This window comes from Flavobacterium luteolum (genome assembly GCF_027111275.1).
GTDB classification, from domain to species: Bacteria; Bacteroidota; Bacteroidia; order Flavobacteriales; family Flavobacteriaceae; genus Flavobacterium; species Flavobacterium luteolum.
In genome coordinates this window covers 4,278,742-4,296,024 of the sequence record NZ_CP114286.1, presented here as the reverse complement: position 1 = coordinate 4,296,024, position 17,283 = coordinate 4,278,742, and the positions used below count along the sequence as shown (strand labels likewise).

Annotated in this window: 16 protein-coding genes; 2 read left to right on the top strand and 14 right to left on the bottom strand. The window is 32.6% G+C overall.

Going from position 1 to position 17,283, the window contains the following annotated elements; translation table 11 throughout:
- The 10 genes from OZP10_RS18475 to OZP10_RS18430 form a co-directional block, all read right to left on the bottom strand.
- Complete coding sequence (locus OZP10_RS18475; RefSeq protein WP_177210003.1) at nt 1-999, bottom strand: glycosyltransferase family 2 protein; 999 nt, start codon at nt 997-999, stop codon at nt 1-3.
- A 126-nt stretch (nt 1,000-1,125) separates the two neighbouring features.
- The gene (gene fabV, locus OZP10_RS18470; RefSeq protein ID WP_177210004.1) at nt 1,126-2,316 is read right to left on the bottom strand and encodes an enoyl-ACP reductase FabV; all 1,191 of its coding nucleotides are present in this window, start codon (nt 2,314-2,316) and stop codon (nt 1,126-1,128) included.
- Nucleotides 2,317-2,371: 55 nt separating this feature from the next.
- Nucleotides 2,372-3,073, bottom strand: coding sequence for a hypothetical protein (locus tag OZP10_RS18465; RefSeq protein ID WP_281632176.1), 702 nt, complete (start codon nt 3,071-3,073; stop codon nt 2,372-2,374).
- A 51-nt stretch (nt 3,074-3,124) separates the two neighbouring features.
- Nucleotides 3,125-4,777, bottom strand: coding sequence for a DNA repair protein RecN (gene recN, locus OZP10_RS18460; protein WP_281632175.1), 1,653 nt, complete (start codon nt 4,775-4,777; stop codon nt 3,125-3,127).
- 57 nt (nt 4,778-4,834) lie between these two features.
- On the bottom strand, nt 4,835-5,719 hold the full coding sequence (porD, locus tag OZP10_RS18455; protein ID WP_281632174.1) for a type IX secretion system protein PorD: 885 nt from the start codon (nt 5,717-5,719) through the stop codon (nt 4,835-4,837).
- A gap of 71 nt (nt 5,720-5,790) precedes the next feature.
- Complete coding sequence (coaBC, locus tag OZP10_RS18450; RefSeq protein WP_281632173.1) at nt 5,791-7,005, bottom strand: bifunctional phosphopantothenoylcysteine decarboxylase/phosphopantothenate--cysteine ligase CoaBC; 1,215 nt, start codon at nt 7,003-7,005, stop codon at nt 5,791-5,793.
- A 7-nt stretch (nt 7,006-7,012) separates the two neighbouring features.
- Nucleotides 7,013-7,330, bottom strand: coding sequence for a DNA-directed RNA polymerase subunit omega (locus OZP10_RS18445; protein ID WP_008463064.1), 318 nt, complete (start codon nt 7,328-7,330; stop codon nt 7,013-7,015).
- Nucleotides 7,331-7,339: 9 nt separating this feature from the next.
- Nucleotides 7,340-8,134 carry an outer membrane protein assembly factor BamD gene (locus OZP10_RS18440; RefSeq protein ID WP_281632172.1) on the bottom strand — a complete coding sequence of 265 codons (795 nt, stop codon included), beginning with the start codon at nt 8,132-8,134 and terminating at the stop codon, nt 7,340-7,342.
- 139 nt (nt 8,135-8,273) lie between these two features.
- The gene (gene dapA / locus OZP10_RS18435) at nt 8,274-9,155 is read right to left on the bottom strand and encodes a 4-hydroxy-tetrahydrodipicolinate synthase (RefSeq protein WP_281632171.1); all 882 of its coding nucleotides are present in this window, start codon (nt 9,153-9,155) and stop codon (nt 8,274-8,276) included.
- Between the two features lie 15 nt (nt 9,156-9,170).
- Nucleotides 9,171-9,683, bottom strand: coding sequence for a DUF6913 domain-containing protein (locus OZP10_RS18430; protein WP_281632170.1), 513 nt, complete (start codon nt 9,681-9,683; stop codon nt 9,171-9,173).
- Between the two features lie 47 nt (nt 9,684-9,730).
- On the opposite strand from OZP10_RS18430, the gene OZP10_RS18425 reads away from it, so the two are divergent.
- A complete protein-coding gene (locus OZP10_RS18425) occupies nt 9,731-10,510 on the top strand; it encodes a 5'-nucleotidase C-terminal domain-containing protein (RefSeq protein WP_281632169.1) in 780 nt (259 codons plus the stop codon).
- A 46-nt stretch (nt 10,511-10,556) separates the two neighbouring features.
- Nucleotides 10,557-11,468 (top strand): bifunctional metallophosphatase/5'-nucleotidase, encoded by a 912-nt coding sequence (locus OZP10_RS18420; RefSeq protein WP_177210013.1) that lies wholly within the window; start codon nt 10,557-10,559, stop codon nt 11,466-11,468.
- Here OZP10_RS18420 and OZP10_RS18415 read toward each other — a convergent pair.
- The 4 genes from OZP10_RS18415 to OZP10_RS18400 form a co-directional block, all read right to left on the bottom strand.
- On the bottom strand, nt 11,455-12,147 hold the full coding sequence (locus OZP10_RS18415; RefSeq protein ID WP_281632168.1) for a hypothetical protein: 693 nt from the start codon (nt 12,145-12,147) through the stop codon (nt 11,455-11,457). The two genes, OZP10_RS18420 and OZP10_RS18415, sit on opposite strands and share 14 nt — an antisense overlap.
- A complete protein-coding gene (gene ligA, locus OZP10_RS18410; RefSeq protein ID WP_281632167.1) occupies nt 12,137-14,140 on the bottom strand; it encodes an NAD-dependent DNA ligase LigA in 2,004 nt (667 codons plus the stop codon). The genes OZP10_RS18415 and ligA overlap by 11 nt, the downstream gene beginning before the upstream one ends.
- 243 nt (nt 14,141-14,383) lie before the next feature.
- Nucleotides 14,384-16,321, bottom strand: a complete 1,938-nt coding sequence (locus OZP10_RS18405) for an OmpA family protein (protein WP_281632166.1) — start codon at nt 16,319-16,321, stop codon at nt 14,384-14,386.
- A gap of 11 nt (nt 16,322-16,332) precedes the next feature.
- Nucleotides 16,333-17,265: a PorP/SprF family type IX secretion system membrane protein gene (locus tag OZP10_RS18400; RefSeq protein WP_281632165.1), complete on the bottom strand. Its 933-nt coding sequence runs from the start codon at nt 17,263-17,265 to the stop codon at nt 16,333-16,335.
- Nucleotides 17,266-17,283 lie beyond the last annotated feature (18 nt).

Genomic DNA, 17,283 nt, shown 5'->3' with positions numbered 1-17,283 from the left:
TTATAATTTAAAAAACATACGTGGAAAAGCTTCCTGCGGTTTCTTTTTTAATAAAATCACTTTTACATATGACTTTAAAAATCCAGTTCCGTAACCATAAAATTGTTTCCACACTGCTATTACAGATAGATATCCAATTTTGATACTTTTGTTTTGAATACTAGCTGTAAGAAAAATTATAACGAAATATACGAAATATAATTGTAATAAAATATCGATATTGAAAATTAACAATAAAAAAGCTAATAATAATCCGAGTATAAAAAGAGTCGGAAAGAAAAAAGTAAGCTTATTGTGTTCTGGATACCAACTGTTTAAAATTGGTCTTGCAATACCAAATTTATTAACCTGAATGGAGAATTTTTCCCAGTCAATTCTTCTTTTATGGTATACATAAGCCTCTTTAAACAGCCTAGTTTCAAATCCGAGATTCCATAAACGAATAGATAAATCTGGATCTTCACCTGGATGAATGTTCCCAAAACCTTTTGAAGCTTCAAAAGCTTTTTTAGAAATTCCCATGTTAAAGCTGCGAGGCTGAAACTTGTTAATTTTCTCAGAGCCACCTCTAATTCCTCCTGTTGTGAGAAATGAAGTCATAGCAAAATTGATAGCTTTTTGAATATCAGAAAAACTATCAAGCGCTTTATCTGGCCCTCCGAAACAATCCACATAATTTGCATCTAATTCTTTACGAACTTCTGTCAAATATTGTGAAGGAATAATACAATCTGAATCAAAAATGATAAAATAATCACCTCTGGCTCTCTGCATCCCGAAATTTCTAGAATCGCCTGGACCAGAATTCTCTTTGAAGTAATATGATATATTTAATTTTCCTTGATAATTCATCACCACATCTCGACATGGAATTGAAGATCCATCTTCGACAAGAACAATTTCAAAAGCTTCATTATAATCAGATTTTGAGAGACTTTCTAAAAGCTCATCAACTTCATCTGGACGATTATACACGGGTATAATTAAAGAAAAAATCATAGCAGAATGCGCGTTATTAAAGGGTATATTTTTATTGTTTCAAAATTTTAACAAAGATATGGTATATTAACAAAAAAACCATCAGCTTTTGGCTGATGGTTTTTCGTTTACTAGTAGTAAAATATGTTATTTGATACTTTCAATCTCAACAACTTCGTTTGTATCTGCGTTGTAATCAACACCAGGCACTTCAAATCCGAATAAATTTAAGAAATCACTTCTATATCCAGCTAAATCTCCAATTTCAGGTAATGTTTCTGTCGTAGCTTCCAGCCACAATTTAGCCACTTTTTCCTGAACATCTTCACGCATTTCCCAATCATCAATTCTGATTCTTCCTTTTTCATCAACAGGAACTTCAGAACCATTGTATAATCTGTCTTGGAATAAACGCTGGATTTGCTCAATACAACCTTCATGAATTCCTTCTTCTTTCATAATTTTATATAAAAGAGAAATATATAATGGAATTACTGGAATTGCAGAACTTGCTTGAGTAACTAAAGCTTTATTTACAGAAACATAAGCTTTTCCACCAATAGATTCTAAAGAATCTGAAATAGTAAACGCTGTAGCTTCTAAATGATCTTTTGCACGACCGATAGTTCCTTTACGGTAAACTGCTTCTGTTAATGATGGTCCAATATAAGAATAAGCAACTGTTGTAGCACCTTCAGCTAATAAATTTTCAGCTTTCAAAGCATCAATCCACATTGCCCAGTCTTCTCCACCCATAACAGCAACTGTATTTTCAATATCTTCCTCATTCGCAGGAGCGATTGAAACATCTGAAACTTTTCCTGTGTGAAAATCGACTGTTTTATTTGTAAATGTTTGTCCGATCGGTTTTAAAACTGAACGGTGTGTAACACCTGTATTTGGATTAGTTCTTACTGGAGAAGCTAAACTATAAATTATAAGATCTACTTGTCCTAAATCTGCTTTGATTAAATCAAGAGTTTCTCTTTTAATTTCGTTTGAAAATGCATCTCCATTGATACTTTTTGCATATAAACCTGCTTTATGAGCCTCTTTTTCGAATGCTGCAGAATTATACCATCCTGGAGAAGCTGTTTTTCCTTCAACTGGTGGCTTTTCAAAAAATACACCAATTGTAGATGCACCAGAACCAAAAGCACTAGTAATTCTTGAAGCTAATCCGAAACCTGTAGAAGCACCAATTACTAAAACTTTTTTAGCACCAGCGATTTCTCCTTTAGATTTTACGTACTCGATTTGATTTTTTACATTTTGTTCAGCTCCCGTTGGATGGGCAGTCAAACAAATAAATCCTCTCATTCTAGGTTCTATAATCATATTCTTTATTTTTTTCTATTTTAATTTGTTTTTTTTTCAAAAAGAGCTTCTAAAACTATTTTATAATTTTCTGAATGTTTTCACGTACCGTCAAAATATCAACATCTTTTTCTTTACATTCAATTTTATTGCCGTTGTATTTCTCGATTAAAAAATTCAAATCTTCGCAATTTCTAATAAAATTAGTTTCTTTTTTATCCACATCAAAAACAACACCTTTCAACCTATTCAAGTTTGCGCCTATTGTCCCTCCAACTGCTCCTCCACTACCATAAGCAAACGCTTTTGACCAAGAATTTGCAAACAATCCTTCTAGATAGAAAAACTTCCCATCATTCATAACTCTATGATAAGAATTCGGATTATCTCCATCTTGGTTTTTATCTTCTTTTACAGAAAATTTATGAAAATATTTTTGCTGTATGTAAAGACTGCCATTATAACTAATGGCAAAAAAATCAGTAATTTTCACATCAGTTCTTGTCCAAGCAAAAAAAACTTGATCTGAAAGAAATGTTCTATCAAGAGTTTTATAACCAACTACTGTTTTTCTTATTATGCCATCTCCCATGTTGATTGCGTTCTTTTCTATAAAATCTTCATAGGTTCTGTAAACGCCTTCTGGAAAATCTTTTGCTATATAAGATTTAACTTCCCCATTATTAGCCACAGCTACTTCATTTGAAATCTGATCCTGCGCGCTAATCTTGCTAACAAATAGGCAAAGAAAAAATAAAACATGTATTTTTTTAATCATATTTCCTCCTGTTTATACTAATTTGGTTAGTGGCAAATATAATTTAATTATTTAATTTAATAATTCTTTTGCATGATTTAATGCCGAATCAGAGATGTTTGCACCCGATAACATTTGAGCTATTTCGGTAACTCTTTCGTTATGAGACAAAAGTTTTAACTCAGATTGTGTATCGTCGCCAATTGTTGCTTTAGAAACTTTAAAATGAGAATCTCCTTTTGCCGCAATTTGAGGTAAATGTGTGATGGCAAAAATCTGCATTGTATTGCTCATTTCTTTCATGATTTCACCCATTCTGATTGCAATTTCTCCAGAAACTCCTGTATCAATTTCGTCAAAAATTAATGTTGGCAATTTAGAGTATTTAGCCAAAATGGCTTTTACAGCCAGCATAATACGAGACATCTCTCCTCCTGAAGCTACTTTTTTCAGCAGGCCAAAATCGGTTCCTTTATTTGCAGAAAACAAGAATTGCAGTTCGTCTTTTCCGTTTTGAAAATACGTTTCAGAAGGTAATAATTCCATATTAAAACGAGCATTTGGCATTCCTAATGTTTCTAAAATTGAAATTAGCTGTTCTGATAATCTCGGAATCGCATTTACTCTATTTTCATGGATTTTTAATGCGAAATTATCCAACTCAGTTGCTTTTTCTTCTATAATATTAGACAAAGAAGCAATTTCCTCATCCATATTACCCAACTCTAATAAAGAATTACCCAAATCTGATTGAATCTGAAGAAGTTCATCTACAGAACTTGCTTGGTGCTTTTTCTGTAAATTATAAATCAATTGTAATTTTTGATTTATTAGCTCCAGCTGCACTGGATCATTTAACAATTTTTCAGAGCAATTTTGCAATTCTTTAGAAACATCATCAAATTCTATCGTTAAGCTTGTAATTCTCTCGAATAAATTTTGATATTCTGATGAAAACGGAGCTACTTTTTGCAATGCATTTTTAATTTCATTCAAATTATGAAAAACACCAAACTGCTCTTCATTTGCAATTGACAATGATTTATCTAGAGATTCTTTAATAATCTCAACATTATTCAATTTTTCGTAGTCCTCTTCTAATTCTTCTTGTTCACCAGATTTTAATTGCGCCGAAACCAATTCATTCAGCAAAAATGTATGATATTCCTGCTCCTTACCTGCATCACTCTGCTTTTTAAGCAACGCATTTAACTTCGCTTTATCAGCTTTATAAGATTTTAATATTTTTTGATATTCGGCAATTATTTCTGCATTATTAGCAATAGCGTCAATAATTTTAAACTGCACATTCTCATCTGACAATTCTTGTGTTTGTTGCTGCGAATGAATATCAATTAAGTACAAGCTTAAATCTTGCAATTCCTGAAGATTTACGGGACTGTCATTTATAAAAGCACGAGATTTACCAGAAGGTAAAATTTCACGTCTAATAATCGTTTCGTCTTCATAATCTAAATCATTAGCTTCAAAAAAGTCTTTCAGATTATATTTTCCAATTTCAAACTGTGCTTCAATAACACATTTTTCTTCTTTATTTTTTAGTGAAGTAAGGTCCGCCCTTTTGCCCAGAACAAGACCAATAGCTCCTAAAATGATTGACTTTCCTGCACCTGTCTCACCTGTAATTATAGAAAAACCTTTAGAAAAATCAATGGCTAGTTTTTCAATAAGAGCATAATTTTTAATTGACAGCGATGTAATCATAGGGCAATTTTGTAAAAATGAGAGTTAAAGAGTTTTAAGTGGGTTATAAAAACGAGATTAATATTTAATCTGTGACCATTTAGTAGAGTTTAATGGAGAAACCTTATTTAAGACATCTGTTAAATCTGTAATTGGAATACTTGGTCCGCCAGAAAAAATAGAAACAATTTCGTCTGATTTTGCATCAAAGAAAACTCGGGTAATAAAAGCATTTGGCTTCACCGAATTTAATTTTCCAATTAACAGCAAAGCATTTTTTATTTTCTCTTTTGCCGCTTTTTGATCCATGGTCATAGCATCCAAACCAGTATGATAAGCATAGGTTGTCTGACGTAAATCGCTATAAGTTGGGGCAATCATATCATTAATCAAATAATAACGATTTTGAAGTCCATCAGATTGATTCCAACCTTTAAACCCACCTTGCTGCGCAACATTTGCAATATTTTGAGCCGTTTGAAGGTATGGATTTCCTGCGCCCATTTGAAAAGTATCGGCGTCCATACCTAAAATTAGATAACAGTAAAAAGATACAACAGAAACTAAATTTGAGTCGTAGGTATTTGGGTTAAACAACAATGGCTCGTATTCTGTATATCTGAAATTAAAATCTTTATCATTGTAATTTAAAACAGGAGAAGAATAAGTCGAATTAAAAATCAATCTGGAAGATTGAACCTGAATGGTTCCTGTGAATTGATCTGAACTATTTGATGATAAAGTAATATACATCGAACAGTTTATTCTTTCGTTTTGTTTTAAAACAGATCCCGTCCAGTCTGTTTTATTTACAAATTCAGACAAAGAAGTTTGAAGCGTTTTAAAAACCTGATTATTTGGATTTGTTAGCCGTTCTGTATTAATAGTTACTGTACAATTTAGCTGTTGAGCTTGTACAAAACCAAAGCTTAAAAATACTAATAGTGTAACTATTTTATTCATAATCGTCTAGATATTTAATTTTATAAAACACAAATCGTTTCCAATTTATGTTTTCGGCGTATATTCTAAATTTATGATTTTGAAAAATGCAGAATAACTTTATTCAAAATATCAGCCGCTACAGATTCTTTTGATTTCAATTCCATTGGTTCTATTTCAAAATTTTTATCAATAAAAGTTACTTTATTGGTATCTTTTTTAAAACCGGCACCTTTATCTTGTAAGGAATTTAAAACAATCAAATCTAAGTTTTTTTTCTGAATTTTCAACTTAGCATTTTCAATTTCATTTTCAGTCTCTAATGCAAAACCAATTAAAAACTGATTTTTTTTGATAGCACCCAAAGAAGACAATATATCTTTTGTCTTTTCCAGTTCGATCGAAAACTCTTCTGTATTTTTCTTAATCTTCTGATCTGCAACAAATTTAGGTCTATAATCTGCTACAGCTGCAGCTGCGATTGCTGCATCAACTTCATTAAAATACAGATGACAGGCATCGTACATTTCTTGAGCCGAAACCACATCAACCACTTTTATCAAACTATTTTTAGCCTTAAAATGAGTCGGACCTGCAATTAAAAACACTTCTGCTCCTAAGCTTGCCGCTTCATTAGCAATATCAAACCCCATTTTTCCCGAAGAATGATTTCCAATAAAACGCACAGGGTCTATCGCTTCGTATGTCGGACCAGCCGTAACTAGTATCTTTTTTCCTTTCAAAGGCAGTTTACTCTCCAAATCAGCTTCTAGAAAAGCAACAATATTCTCAGGTTCAGCCATTCGGCCTTCTCCGGACAAACCACTTGCCAATTCTCCACTTTCAGCAGGAATCATAATATTTCCATACTGCTTTAACGCAGCAAAACTCGATAAAGTCGAAGGGTGTTTATACATATCCAAGTCCATTGCAGGCGCAAAATAGACTGGACATTTTGCCGATAAATAGGCCGCAATTAAAAGATTATCACAGTTTCCCGTTGCCATTTTAGATAAAGTATTGGCAGTCGCAGGCGCAACCAACATTAAATCGGCCCAAAGCCCTAATTCAACGTGATTGTTCCAAACTTGATCTTCATCATCTTGATTAAAGAAACTTGAATGTACTGGATTTTTTGATAAGGTTGATAATGTAAGTGGGGTTACAAAATCCTTAGAAGCAGGTGTCATGATCACTTGGACATGTGCACCTGCTTTTATAAAAAGTCGTACTAAAGTGGCTGTTTTATAGGCTGCAATTCCACCGGAAACACCCAGTAAAATCTTTTTCCCGTTTAAAACTGACATTGTACTATTATTTGTTTGAACTTCTGTGGTAAGTTTTACCGTCTAACCATTCTTGAACAGCTAAAGCGTGTGGTTTTGGTAATTTTTCGTAAAATTTAGAAACTTCAATTTGTTCTTTATTTTCAAAAACTTCCTCTAGACTATCATTGTAAGTAGCAAATTCTTCTAATTTTTCAGTCAATTCTTTTTTAATCTCTGAATTAATTTGATTTGCTCTTTTAGCCATAATGGTAATTGCCTCATACACATTTCCTGTTGGCTCTTCAATAACTGTTTTATTGTAAGTTATTGTGTTTACAGGAGCATTCGTCTTTTTTAAATCCATGACTTTATTTTATTTAGTAAATTTTTGTAAATCTGTTTCAACTCTAGCATTCATCTCGTCTGCCTTTTCTTTATACTTTGTATCGCTTTTAAATTTCATCAAATTCGCATAAGCCGCTTGTGCAACATGTAAACGTTCTTCCATTTTTGAAGGAATACTGTTAATTGCCAATTGATATGCTGAATCATATTTATAAAACAATGCATCTTCTTTTAAAGGTGTTCCAGGAAAATCAGCGATAAAATTATCAAAAGCAATTAATGCCGATTTATAATCTGAAATGGTATTATATCCTTTAGCGTTTTCGTATGCCTTTTTCTCTAATTTACCATTCAGCTTTTGTACAGCCTCATTTGCCTGAGGGATGTATTCTGAATTTGGATAATTATCAATAAAAGCCTGCAATTTTTCTAATGCTTTTACAGTATCTGCTTGGTCTAAACTGTAAACTGGCGACAACTTAGAATAGCTATAAGCTCCTAAGAAAGCAGCTTCCTGCACTTTTTCACTTCGCGGATAACCTGAAACAAACGCTTCGAACTGATAGCCAGCTAAATAGTATTGTTTTGTTTTATAATACGATTGCGAAAACATATAAAACAGCTTTTCTGCCTGAGGTTTTCCTCGGTAAGAAGTTGCTAATTGCTCAAAAAGACGAATCGCTTTTGTGTATTTACCGGCATCATACATTTTTGTTGCCATTTCAAATTTTGCTGCAACATCTTCATTTTTCAATGCTTTTTGATATTCTCCACAAGAATAAAAAAGAGTCACAACAATTAATAGCGATAGTATTTTTTTCATTTTCTTACTGTTATTACAATCTCAGACAATTAATTATGCCAAAGTGAAATCGCACCGAAGTTTCGGTGGCAAATTTAGTTATTAATTTAGCTACTGCAAAATAATTTTTTAGTATCTTAAAATACTAACACTTTAACAATTATTTAATGCTGTTTTTTACAAAGTCATTTAGTCTTGTTGCAAGAGATTCATCAACAGAAACCAATGGTAGACGAACAGTATTCTCAGCAATTCCAAGGGCTTGGAAGATTTGTTTGATTCCAGCTGGATTTCCTTGCTCAAAAATCATATCAATACTGTCTGACAAAAAGTAATGTGTTTTGTAAGCGTCCGCTGCTTTTTTATTCAATCCTAAACGAATCATTTCTGAAAATTCTTTAGGAAAACCTTGTCCGATTACCGAAATAACGCCTGCTCCTCCTGCTAAAACGATCGGCAATGCCAACATATCATCTCCAGAAATCACTAAGAAATCTTTTGGAGCATTTTTAATAATCTGCATAGCCTGAGCCATATCTCCAGCAGCTTCTTTAATAGCTACGACATTTTTAAAATCATTAGCCAAACGCACCACTGTTGAAGGAAGCATATTACTTGCCGTTCTTCCTGGAACATTATATAGGATTACTGGAACTGGAGAAGCTTCAGCAATTGCTTTAAAGTGCTGATAAATTCCTTCCTGAGTTGGTTTATTATAATAAGGTGAAACAGACAATATCGCTTCAAAAGCAGAAAAATCTCTTGTTTTCAACTCTTCTACAATCTGCATAGTATTATTACCTCCAACTCCTAAAACTAGAGGCAATCTTCCTTTATTCACATCGATTACAGTCTTTATAACCAATTCTTTCTCTTCTGCTGTAAGGGTTGCATTTTCTGCTGTTGTTCCCATTACAACAAGATACTCCACTCCACCATCTATAGAAAAGTTTACAACTCTCTGTAAAGCTTCAATGTCAACTGAAAAATCTTTTTTAAATGGCGTCACAAGTGCAACACCAGTACCTATCAATGATTGCATATTAATTATTATAATTTATTTTATATTTTTTAAATACCTAAACAATTCTGAAACGAATAGTTTATAGCTCCCTAATTCTGTATTAATCATCAAACGATTTAAATTTTGATCTACAGCAGAAAATCCGATTTTAAATTTAGCTTTTGACTTGTTTGTGATAAACATTAAAAAGACATTTTCAACATCGTAATAACTCAGCAAAAGATCAAATTCTGAATTTACAAATTCATTCAAATAACCTTCTATAATTTCACCTTTCCAATTGATGTGTTTTTTACCAAAAGTTGGACGAAAATAGGTTTCTTTTTCCTTAAATTTTTCTCTGTAGGCAAGAACTTTTATATTTTCTAAAGCAATTCCGTGGAGCGTTAACTCCCTAATTAGTGCTTCTGAATTTTCAAAAGTGCTCTCATCTATCAATAAACCAATTGTTTGACCGTTTTTAGCTAATACTCCGCTTTTTTCATTATTTAAATTAACATTTAATGATTTTTTTACAAAAAATTCCTTTATATAATTTAAAAACATAGTACTTTTACTAGATTACAAAATTAATTATTTAAGTTGCATTTAAAATGGTAAAACTAAAAAAGTATAACGGATTTTTAAAACTTTTTGTTATATTCTTAACACTTTTTTCAATCTCTTCTTGTAGTACGAAAAACTACAATTTATCTAAAATTGAAGGAAAACAACTTCCTGTTACCGAAAAGACTGGGGAAACTCCTGAAATTGAAAATTTTATTAAACCTTATCGAGATCACATTAATAAGGATTTAGATAATGTATTGGCTTATTGCCCTGAAACTCTTGACAAAAGCACTGGAAAGTGGCAAACTGGCATTGGAAGCCTAATGGCAGATGTTTGCGTGCAGAGAGGAAACATTGTTTTTAACGCTCGTGAAAAGAAAAACATAGATATATGTCTTTTAAATCATGGCGGTATTCGTGCTATTTTGCCAAAAGGAAATGTTACAACAAGAACGGCTTTTGAAATTATGCCTTTTGAAAACAGTTTGGTTGTTTTAGCTTTAAAGGGCGATCAGATCTTAGAAATTGCGGCTTACATTATTAAGGAGAAAAAACCTCAGCCATTGTCTGGAATGACTTTTACTATTACAAAAGATAATAAAGCAAAAGATATCATAGTACAAGGCAAACCGCTTGATCTAAACAAAACGTATTACGTTGCTACAAACGATTATTTGGCAAATGGAGGAGACAGCATGACTTTCTTTGCAAAAAGCACTCAAAAGTTTGATTTAAATTACAAACTAAGAGATGTACTGATTGATTATTTTAAAGAAGTAGACACAGTGGTTGCTCCTAAAAATATCAGAATTACCGAAGAATAAAAATTACAAAAAAACAAGTATAGCATTTCTGCAAAAAATATATAAAATGAAAAGAAGAGAGTTTATCGAAAAAACAGCAGCGAGTACTGCCCTATTAAGTTTAGGATTGTCTTTGAGCAGTTTTGAAAGTAACGATATTAAGCATCTAACAATTCTACATACTAATGATGTGCATAGCCACATTGATCCTTTTCCTGCTGATGATCCGCGTAATCCTAATAAAGGAGGCGTTTCTCGCCGTGCAACATTAATTGAAGCTATCCGTAAAGAGAACCCAAATGTTCTTTTATTGGATGCTGGAGATATTTTCCAAGGAACGCCTTATTTTAATTATTATGGAGGTGAATTGGAATTTAAATTGATGAGCATGATGAAATATGATGCTTCAACAATTGGAAATCATGATTTTGACAATGGTCTTGACGGATTATACGCTCAGCTTCCGCATGCAACTTTTGACTTTATCAACTCTAACTACGATTTTAAAAACACGGTTATGGACGGACATGTTAAACCGTACAAAATCTTTAATAAGAATGGAATTAAAGTTGGTGTTTTTGGTGTTGGAATTGAACTTCAAGGTTTAGTAGATAAAAAATTATACCTTGAAACAGTTTATAACAATCCTGTTGAAGTTGCTCAGGATATGACAAAACTTTTAAAACAAGAACAAAAATGTGATTTGGTAATTTGTCTTTCGCATTTAGGTTACAAATATAAAGACGAGCCAAGTAAAATAAGTGATTTGACATTTGCTGCACAAACTCAGGATATTGATCTTATCATTGGAGGCCACACACATACTTTCTTAGACAAACCTACAATCGTAAAGAATAAGGCAGGAAAAGATGTGCTGGTAAATCAAGTGGGATGCTACGGAATTAATTTAGGCCGTATCGATTTCTATTTTGATAAAGACAAAGCTCACACCAACCAAAGCGCAACTATTGTTGTATAGTCTTTCTTTGAATTCTAGCTTTTTCTAAAAAGTACTCTACCATAAAGAAATAAGCTAGAATTTGAGTTGTATCTCGTATTAGGACTAAAACAACCGAGTACGAGAAATACTCATTAAAAATATAAAAGATATCAGAGAAAATATAGCTTATTGCCATTAGCGACATCAGCAAGGCCATGTGTGTTCCTTTTGTAATGTAACTAACAAAGCAAAAATAACTCAGTACGCTCAAAACAATTCCGTATACAGTATAAAGCATAATAAATTTTCTCATGCTGTCAAGCTGTAAACTTAAAACAGAGATTAACAAGTAGACAATAAAAACAACTACGATAGAAATAGGCAAAATATCCCTTTTGGTTAATTTTATTCTCTCGTGTTCCCGAATAAATATGGTCACGATTAAAACATAAACAATCAGAAAACTCAGTACTCCTCCTATTTCAGAGCTTTCAATATCCATCAAGTCATAAACCTGACCAACAAAACAGAAGAAAAAAATTAAACCTTCTGTTTTTTTTATTTCGAACTCACTGCTGATTAGATAATAAATAAAAATCGCAGGAAGAACAATTGCTTTTGCATATGTCGCAAAAAAATCCTGTCCTGTCCAATCAAAAATGATAGTACAGAACAATGCCAGAAAGAACAAAATTAATGATGGTTTATTAGGCTTCATTCAATTTGTTTATAAAATCTTCTTCAGACAATATGGTGATATTTAATTTTGTTGCTTTTTCCAGTTTTGCTGGTCCCATATTATCTCCCGCCACTACAAAATCTGTTTTTGCAGAAATTGAGCTTCCTACTTTTCCTCCGTTATCTTCGATGGCTTTCTTTAGTTCGTCTCTAGAAAATTGACTAAAAACGCCAGAAACCACAAAAGTTTTTCCAACAAATTTATCAGTAGCATTTGGGTTTACTTTTTCTTCAATTTCAAATTGAATTCCATAACTTTTTAAACGTTCTATAATTTTTTTGTTCTCTTCATTTTCAAAGAATTCGATAACACTTTTAGCAATTCTTTCTCCAATTTCATCTACTAAAACCAAATCCATCAACGAAGCCTGACTCAAAGCATCGATATTTTTATAATGTTTTGCTAGTTTTTTAGCCACAGTTTCTCCAACAAAACGAATTCCAAGTGCAAACAAAACGCTTTCAAACGGAATTTCTTTTGATTTCTGAACTCCATTTACCAAGTTTTCCGCCGATTTCTGAGCCATTCTTTCTAAATGCAGAATATCTTCTACTTTCAACTCATATAAATCAGCATAATTGTGCACTAATCCATTTTTAAACAATAAAGCAACAGTTTCTCCTCCAAGTCCTTCGATATCCATCGCTTTTCTTGAAATGTAATGCTGGATTCTTCCAATAATCTGCGGAGGACATCCGTAAAAATTAGGACAATAATGATTCGCTTCTCCTTCGTTTCTAATCAATTCCGTTTGACATTCAGGACAATGCGTAATATAATGTGTTTTTTCTGAATCTTCTGGACGCTTGTCTAAATCAACCGCAATAATTTTTGGTATAATCTCTCCTCCTTTTTCAACAAAAACGGTATCATTTATTCTGATATCTAATTTTTCAATCTGATCGGCATTGTGAAGAGAAGCTCTTTTTACAATAGTTCCAGCTAGCTGAACAGGTTCTAAATTGGCAACTGGCGTTATTGCTCCGGTTCTTCCTACTTGATACGAAATTGATTTTAATTTGGTTGAAACCTGTTCTGATTTGAATTTGTAAGCAATTGCCCAGCGTGGAGATTTTGCAGTATAGCCTAATTCTTCCTGATGCTGAATGCTATTCACTTTGATAACCACACCATCTGTTTCATATGGAAGATTATGACGGTGAACATCCCAATAGTCAATGAAGTCAAAAACTTCTTGCATGCTATTGACTAATTTTGCTTCTTTTGGCACTTTAAAGCCCCAGCTTCTAGCTAGTTCTAATCCTTCAAATTGTGTTTTAAAAGGCAGGTTGTTTCCTGTTACAAAATAAAGCAAACACTCAAGCGGACGCTTAGCAACCTCAGCGCTATCTTGTAGTTTTAAACTTCCTGAAGCCGTATTTCTTGGATTTGAATATGGAGTTTCTCCAATTTCGATTAATTCCTGGTTCATCTTTTCAAAACCAGCAAATGGAAGAATAATTTCTCCTCGAATATCAAACTTATCTGGATAATTTCCTTTTAAATGCAAAGGAACTGATTTTATCGTTTTAATATTGGTTGTTACCTCATCTCCCTGAAAACCATCTCCGCGAGTTAATGCCTGAACTAATTTTCCGTTTTCGTATGTAATGCTTATTGAAGCTCCATCATATTTTAATTCACAAGTATACTGCAAACTAACATTTCCTAAAACTTTCTGAATACGGTTTTCCCAATCTAAAAGATCTTCTTTAGAATAAGAATTATCCAAAGAATACATTCTGTATTGATGCGCAACTGTTTTAAAGTTTTTGGTTACAGTTCCGCCTACTCTTTGCGTTGGTGAGTTTTCGTCAAAAAATTCTGGATGCTTGTTTTCTAAATCCTGAAGTTCTTTCAGTTTAATATCAAAATCGTAATCTGAAATTGTGGCATTGTCTAGCACATAATAATTATAGTTGTGCTGATTAAGTTCATTTCGTAATGTTTGAATGGTCTCTTGAATGCTCATAAATAGTAAAATATTGCAGATTATTGTGATGAAAAACTGAATATCAAAATTAGAATTTATTTTTGTTCAAATGCAGAAAAAATTAAAGTTTTAGAAAATCAAAAATCAGACTGCAAATTCATGCAGTCTGATTCTCTCCTTGTCCATTATTCTTAAAAAAGAATTAAAAAAACCAACTTCCAAATGGTTTCGACGTTTTGTATTTTAAACTGAAAATCAATAGTTTACAGCGAAAATATAAAATTATTTTTGAATAATGATAAAGTCTGAACGTCTATTTAACAAATGTTCTTCTTCGGTACATTTTACACCATTTTTACATTTATTAATTAAACGAGTCTCTCCATACCCAATGGCACTTTCAATTCGAGAAGCATCTATGCCTTGCGAAAGGATATAATCTCGTGTCGATTTTGCTCTATTGTCTGAAAGTTTTAAATTATATGCATCTTTTCCGCGTGAATCTGTGTGAGATTCAATTTTGATTCTGATGTTTGGAAATTTCTGCATTATAAATACAACCTTAGCTAATTCTTCTACAGCTTTTGGAGTAATATCGAATTTGTCGTAGTCAAAATAAATTGGGTTAACATCTACTTTTTCTACTCCTTGTTTTTTCACAACCAAATCGTCGTAATTGCTTAATTCAAAGTTTACATCTTTTATTTCGCCACCATTTTGCTCTGTTGTTTCTACAGTTTTGTCATCACTACTGTAATTCGGTTTTGCTGCAATCATTTTGATTACTTTGTTACAAGGAACTTCAATGGCATACTTACCGTCGAAATTTGTTTTGGTTTCACCTAAAACTTCGCTAAAAGAGTTGTACGCCATTATGGTAACATCGGTCAAAGGCTTTTTGGTTTTATGATCGATAGCCATTCCAGATATACTTTGGTTACAAATTGGTTTTCCTTTTACAAAAGAATAGATATCATCATCACCTTTTCCTCCTGCTCGATTTGAAGAAAAATAGCCATAAGCATCTGTTTTGTCAATTATAAAAGAAAAATCGTCTTTATTGCTGTTGATAGGCGCTCCAAGGTTTTTTGGCACTGAAAAAGTTCCGTCTGCCTGAAGCTTACTTTCGTATAAATCCAGATCTCCCCAGCCATAATGTCCGTCAGAAGAAAAGTACAAAACTCCGTTTTGGAAGAATGGAAAAACTTCATTACCAATTGTATTGATATTTGGCCCTAAATTCTGAGGCGAACTCATAGTCCCATCCGCCGCAATTTTTACCATATAAAGATCGGTTTCACCTTGCCCTCCAGGCATATCTGAAGCAAAGAAAAGCAGTCTTCCGTCTTCACTTAATGCAGGATGCCCTACGGAATAATCATCACTATCAAAAAATACTTTCTCTGGATTTTCTAATTTATTATTAACGATCGAGCCTTTAACAATCTGAAAATTATTGACTCTCGCTTCATCAACAACCAATTTGTTTTTCTTTACAATATTGGTTGAATAATAAATTGTTTTTCCCTGATTATCAAAACTTGCCGTAGCTTCATGATATTTTGTCATTATATTCGGCAGAAAAACTGTTTCGTTAAATAAACTTCCATCTGCTGGATTTCTTTCTGCAATATACAGATTAAGAAAAGGCTGGTTGTTCCAAGTATACAATTTTTCGCTAAACTTTGTGGTATCACGAGCCGATGTAAATACTACATTGTCTCTAAAAAATGTAGCTCCGAAGTCTGATTTACTCGTATTAATATCTAAATTTTTAATGGTATATAGAGGTTTTGCCTTTGCTACGCTGTCCATATATTTCTTTTGGGCAACATATCGGTTAATCTCTGCTTTATCACCTTTTTTATCTAAATATTCTTTTGTTATTTTATCTGCTTCATCATAATCCATAACTGCTTTCATAGATTGAATGTAACGCAAATAGTAAATATCAGTCAGATTATTTCCTTGCACTTCATATAATTTTCTGTACCATTTAAGTGCATTTCTAGAATCGGAAATAAAATAGTAGGAATCTGCCGCATTCTTCAAAGTCTGCGCTGACGGATCTTTTATGTTTTGTAAACATTCTTCATAAGCTTTGGAAGCATCCAAATAAGAAAAGCTTCTAAATAAAGCATCAGCTTTCTTCAAATTAGTTTTTTGAGCGAAACTAAACGTAACGCTCAAAATTAAACATAGGATATATAGTTTTCTCATAAGTTTTATTTTTAGAAGAATCGAGGAGATTTAATTTTACTTTGTTTTTGCACAAATTGATAACGCAAGATGAATTCGTGTGAACCATCATTGTATTTGTTCAATTGGCTTACAGTGTAATCAAAAGCATATCCAAGAAAGAAACTTGGTGCTATTTGAAAACCTGCCAGTATACTTACCGAATCATCTGTTCGATATGCTCCCCCTATAACAAACTTTTCCTGAATCATGAAATTTGCCGATATATCTGCGGTAAGTGGAGCTCCGCTTACTGCTTTTACTAAAAATGCTGGTTTAAATTTCAAATTTGGATTCAAATCAAAAACATAACCTCCCATTAAATAGTAATGCATACGATCATAATCAATAGATTCACGAACATCGTCATAGTAATCATTCTGAATAAAACTTGGAATCGAAAATCCTACATACCATTTATCTGTATAATAGTAAATCCCTGCTCCTACAGCTAATTTCATCTGATTGTTAATATTCTGATTTAATAAAACATCATCATTATCATAATATCTTCCTTTAGACCAATCGATGTTTAGCATTCTTGTTCCTGCTTTAATACCAAAAGCCAATCTTTTTTCATAACCAAGAGGCAATGAATAAGAAAAGTTTCCATCAAGATATAGTTCGTTGGAAGGTCCAATTTTATCATTAACAATGCTTAAACCCAATCCAAGTTTTTCATTTCTAAGAGGAGAATGAATGGAGAATGATTGTGTTTCTGGTGCACCAGGCATTCCTACCCATTGAGAACGATATAAAAGTGCTGCTTCTATGGTTCCGGTAGATCCAGCATACGCTGGATTTACCGCCATAGTGTTATACATATACTGTGTATATTCGGGATCTTGCTGTGCCGAAGCGCAAACCGTAATAAAAGAACATATTAATATAAAATATGTTTCTAATGATTTTATATATAGTTTCATAACGATACTTATTTAGTT

Excerpts from the sequence above, each read along its gene's own strand:
- porD (WP_281632174.1), bottom strand. The coding sequence starts at position 5,719 with ATGAATAAAATAGTTACACTATTAGTATTTTTAAGCTTTGGTTTTGTA.
- OZP10_RS18465 (WP_281632176.1), bottom strand. The coding sequence starts at position 3,073 with ATGATTAAAAAAATACATGTTTTATTTTTTCTTTGCCTATTTGTTAGC.
- OZP10_RS18475 (WP_177210003.1), bottom strand. The coding sequence starts at position 999 with ATGATTTTTTCTTTAATTATACCCGTGTATAATCGTCCAGATGAAGTT.
- OZP10_RS18440 (WP_281632172.1), bottom strand. The coding sequence starts at position 8,134 with ATGAAAAAAATACTATCGCTATTAATTGTTGTGACTCTTTTTTATTCT.
- OZP10_RS18430 (WP_281632170.1), bottom strand. The coding sequence starts at position 9,683 with ATGTTTTTAAATTATATAAAGGAATTTTTTGTAAAAAAATCATTAAAT.
- OZP10_RS18420 (WP_177210013.1), top strand. The coding sequence starts at position 10,557 with ATGAAAAGAAGAGAGTTTATCGAAAAAACAGCAGCGAGTACTGCCCTA.
- coaBC (WP_281632173.1), bottom strand. The coding sequence starts at position 7,005 with ATGTCAGTTTTAAACGGGAAAAAGATTTTACTGGGTGTTTCCGGTGGA.
- fabV (WP_177210004.1), bottom strand. The coding sequence starts at position 2,316 with ATGATTATAGAACCTAGAATGAGAGGATTTATTTGTTTGACTGCCCAT.
- ligA (WP_281632167.1), bottom strand. The coding sequence starts at position 14,140 with ATGAGCATTCAAGAGACCATTCAAACATTACGAAATGAACTTAATCAG.
- recN (WP_281632175.1), bottom strand. The coding sequence starts at position 4,777 with ATGATTACATCGCTGTCAATTAAAAATTATGCTCTTATTGAAAAACTA.
- OZP10_RS18415 (WP_281632168.1), bottom strand. The coding sequence starts at position 12,147 with ATGAAGCCTAATAAACCATCATTAATTTTGTTCTTTCTGGCATTGTTC.
- OZP10_RS18400 (WP_281632165.1), bottom strand. The coding sequence starts at position 17,265 with ATGAAACTATATATAAAATCATTAGAAACATATTTTATATTAATATGT.
- OZP10_RS18405 (WP_281632166.1), bottom strand. The coding sequence starts at position 16,321 with ATGAGAAAACTATATATCCTATGTTTAATTTTGAGCGTTACGTTTAGT.
- OZP10_RS18425 (WP_281632169.1), top strand. The coding sequence starts at position 9,731 with ATGGTAAAACTAAAAAAGTATAACGGATTTTTAAAACTTTTTGTTATA.
- dapA (WP_281632171.1), bottom strand. The coding sequence starts at position 9,155 with ATGCAATCATTGATAGGTACTGGTGTTGCACTTGTGACGCCATTTAAA.
- OZP10_RS18445 (WP_008463064.1), bottom strand. The coding sequence starts at position 7,330 with ATGGATTTAAAAAAGACGAATGCTCCTGTAAACACAATAACTTACAAT.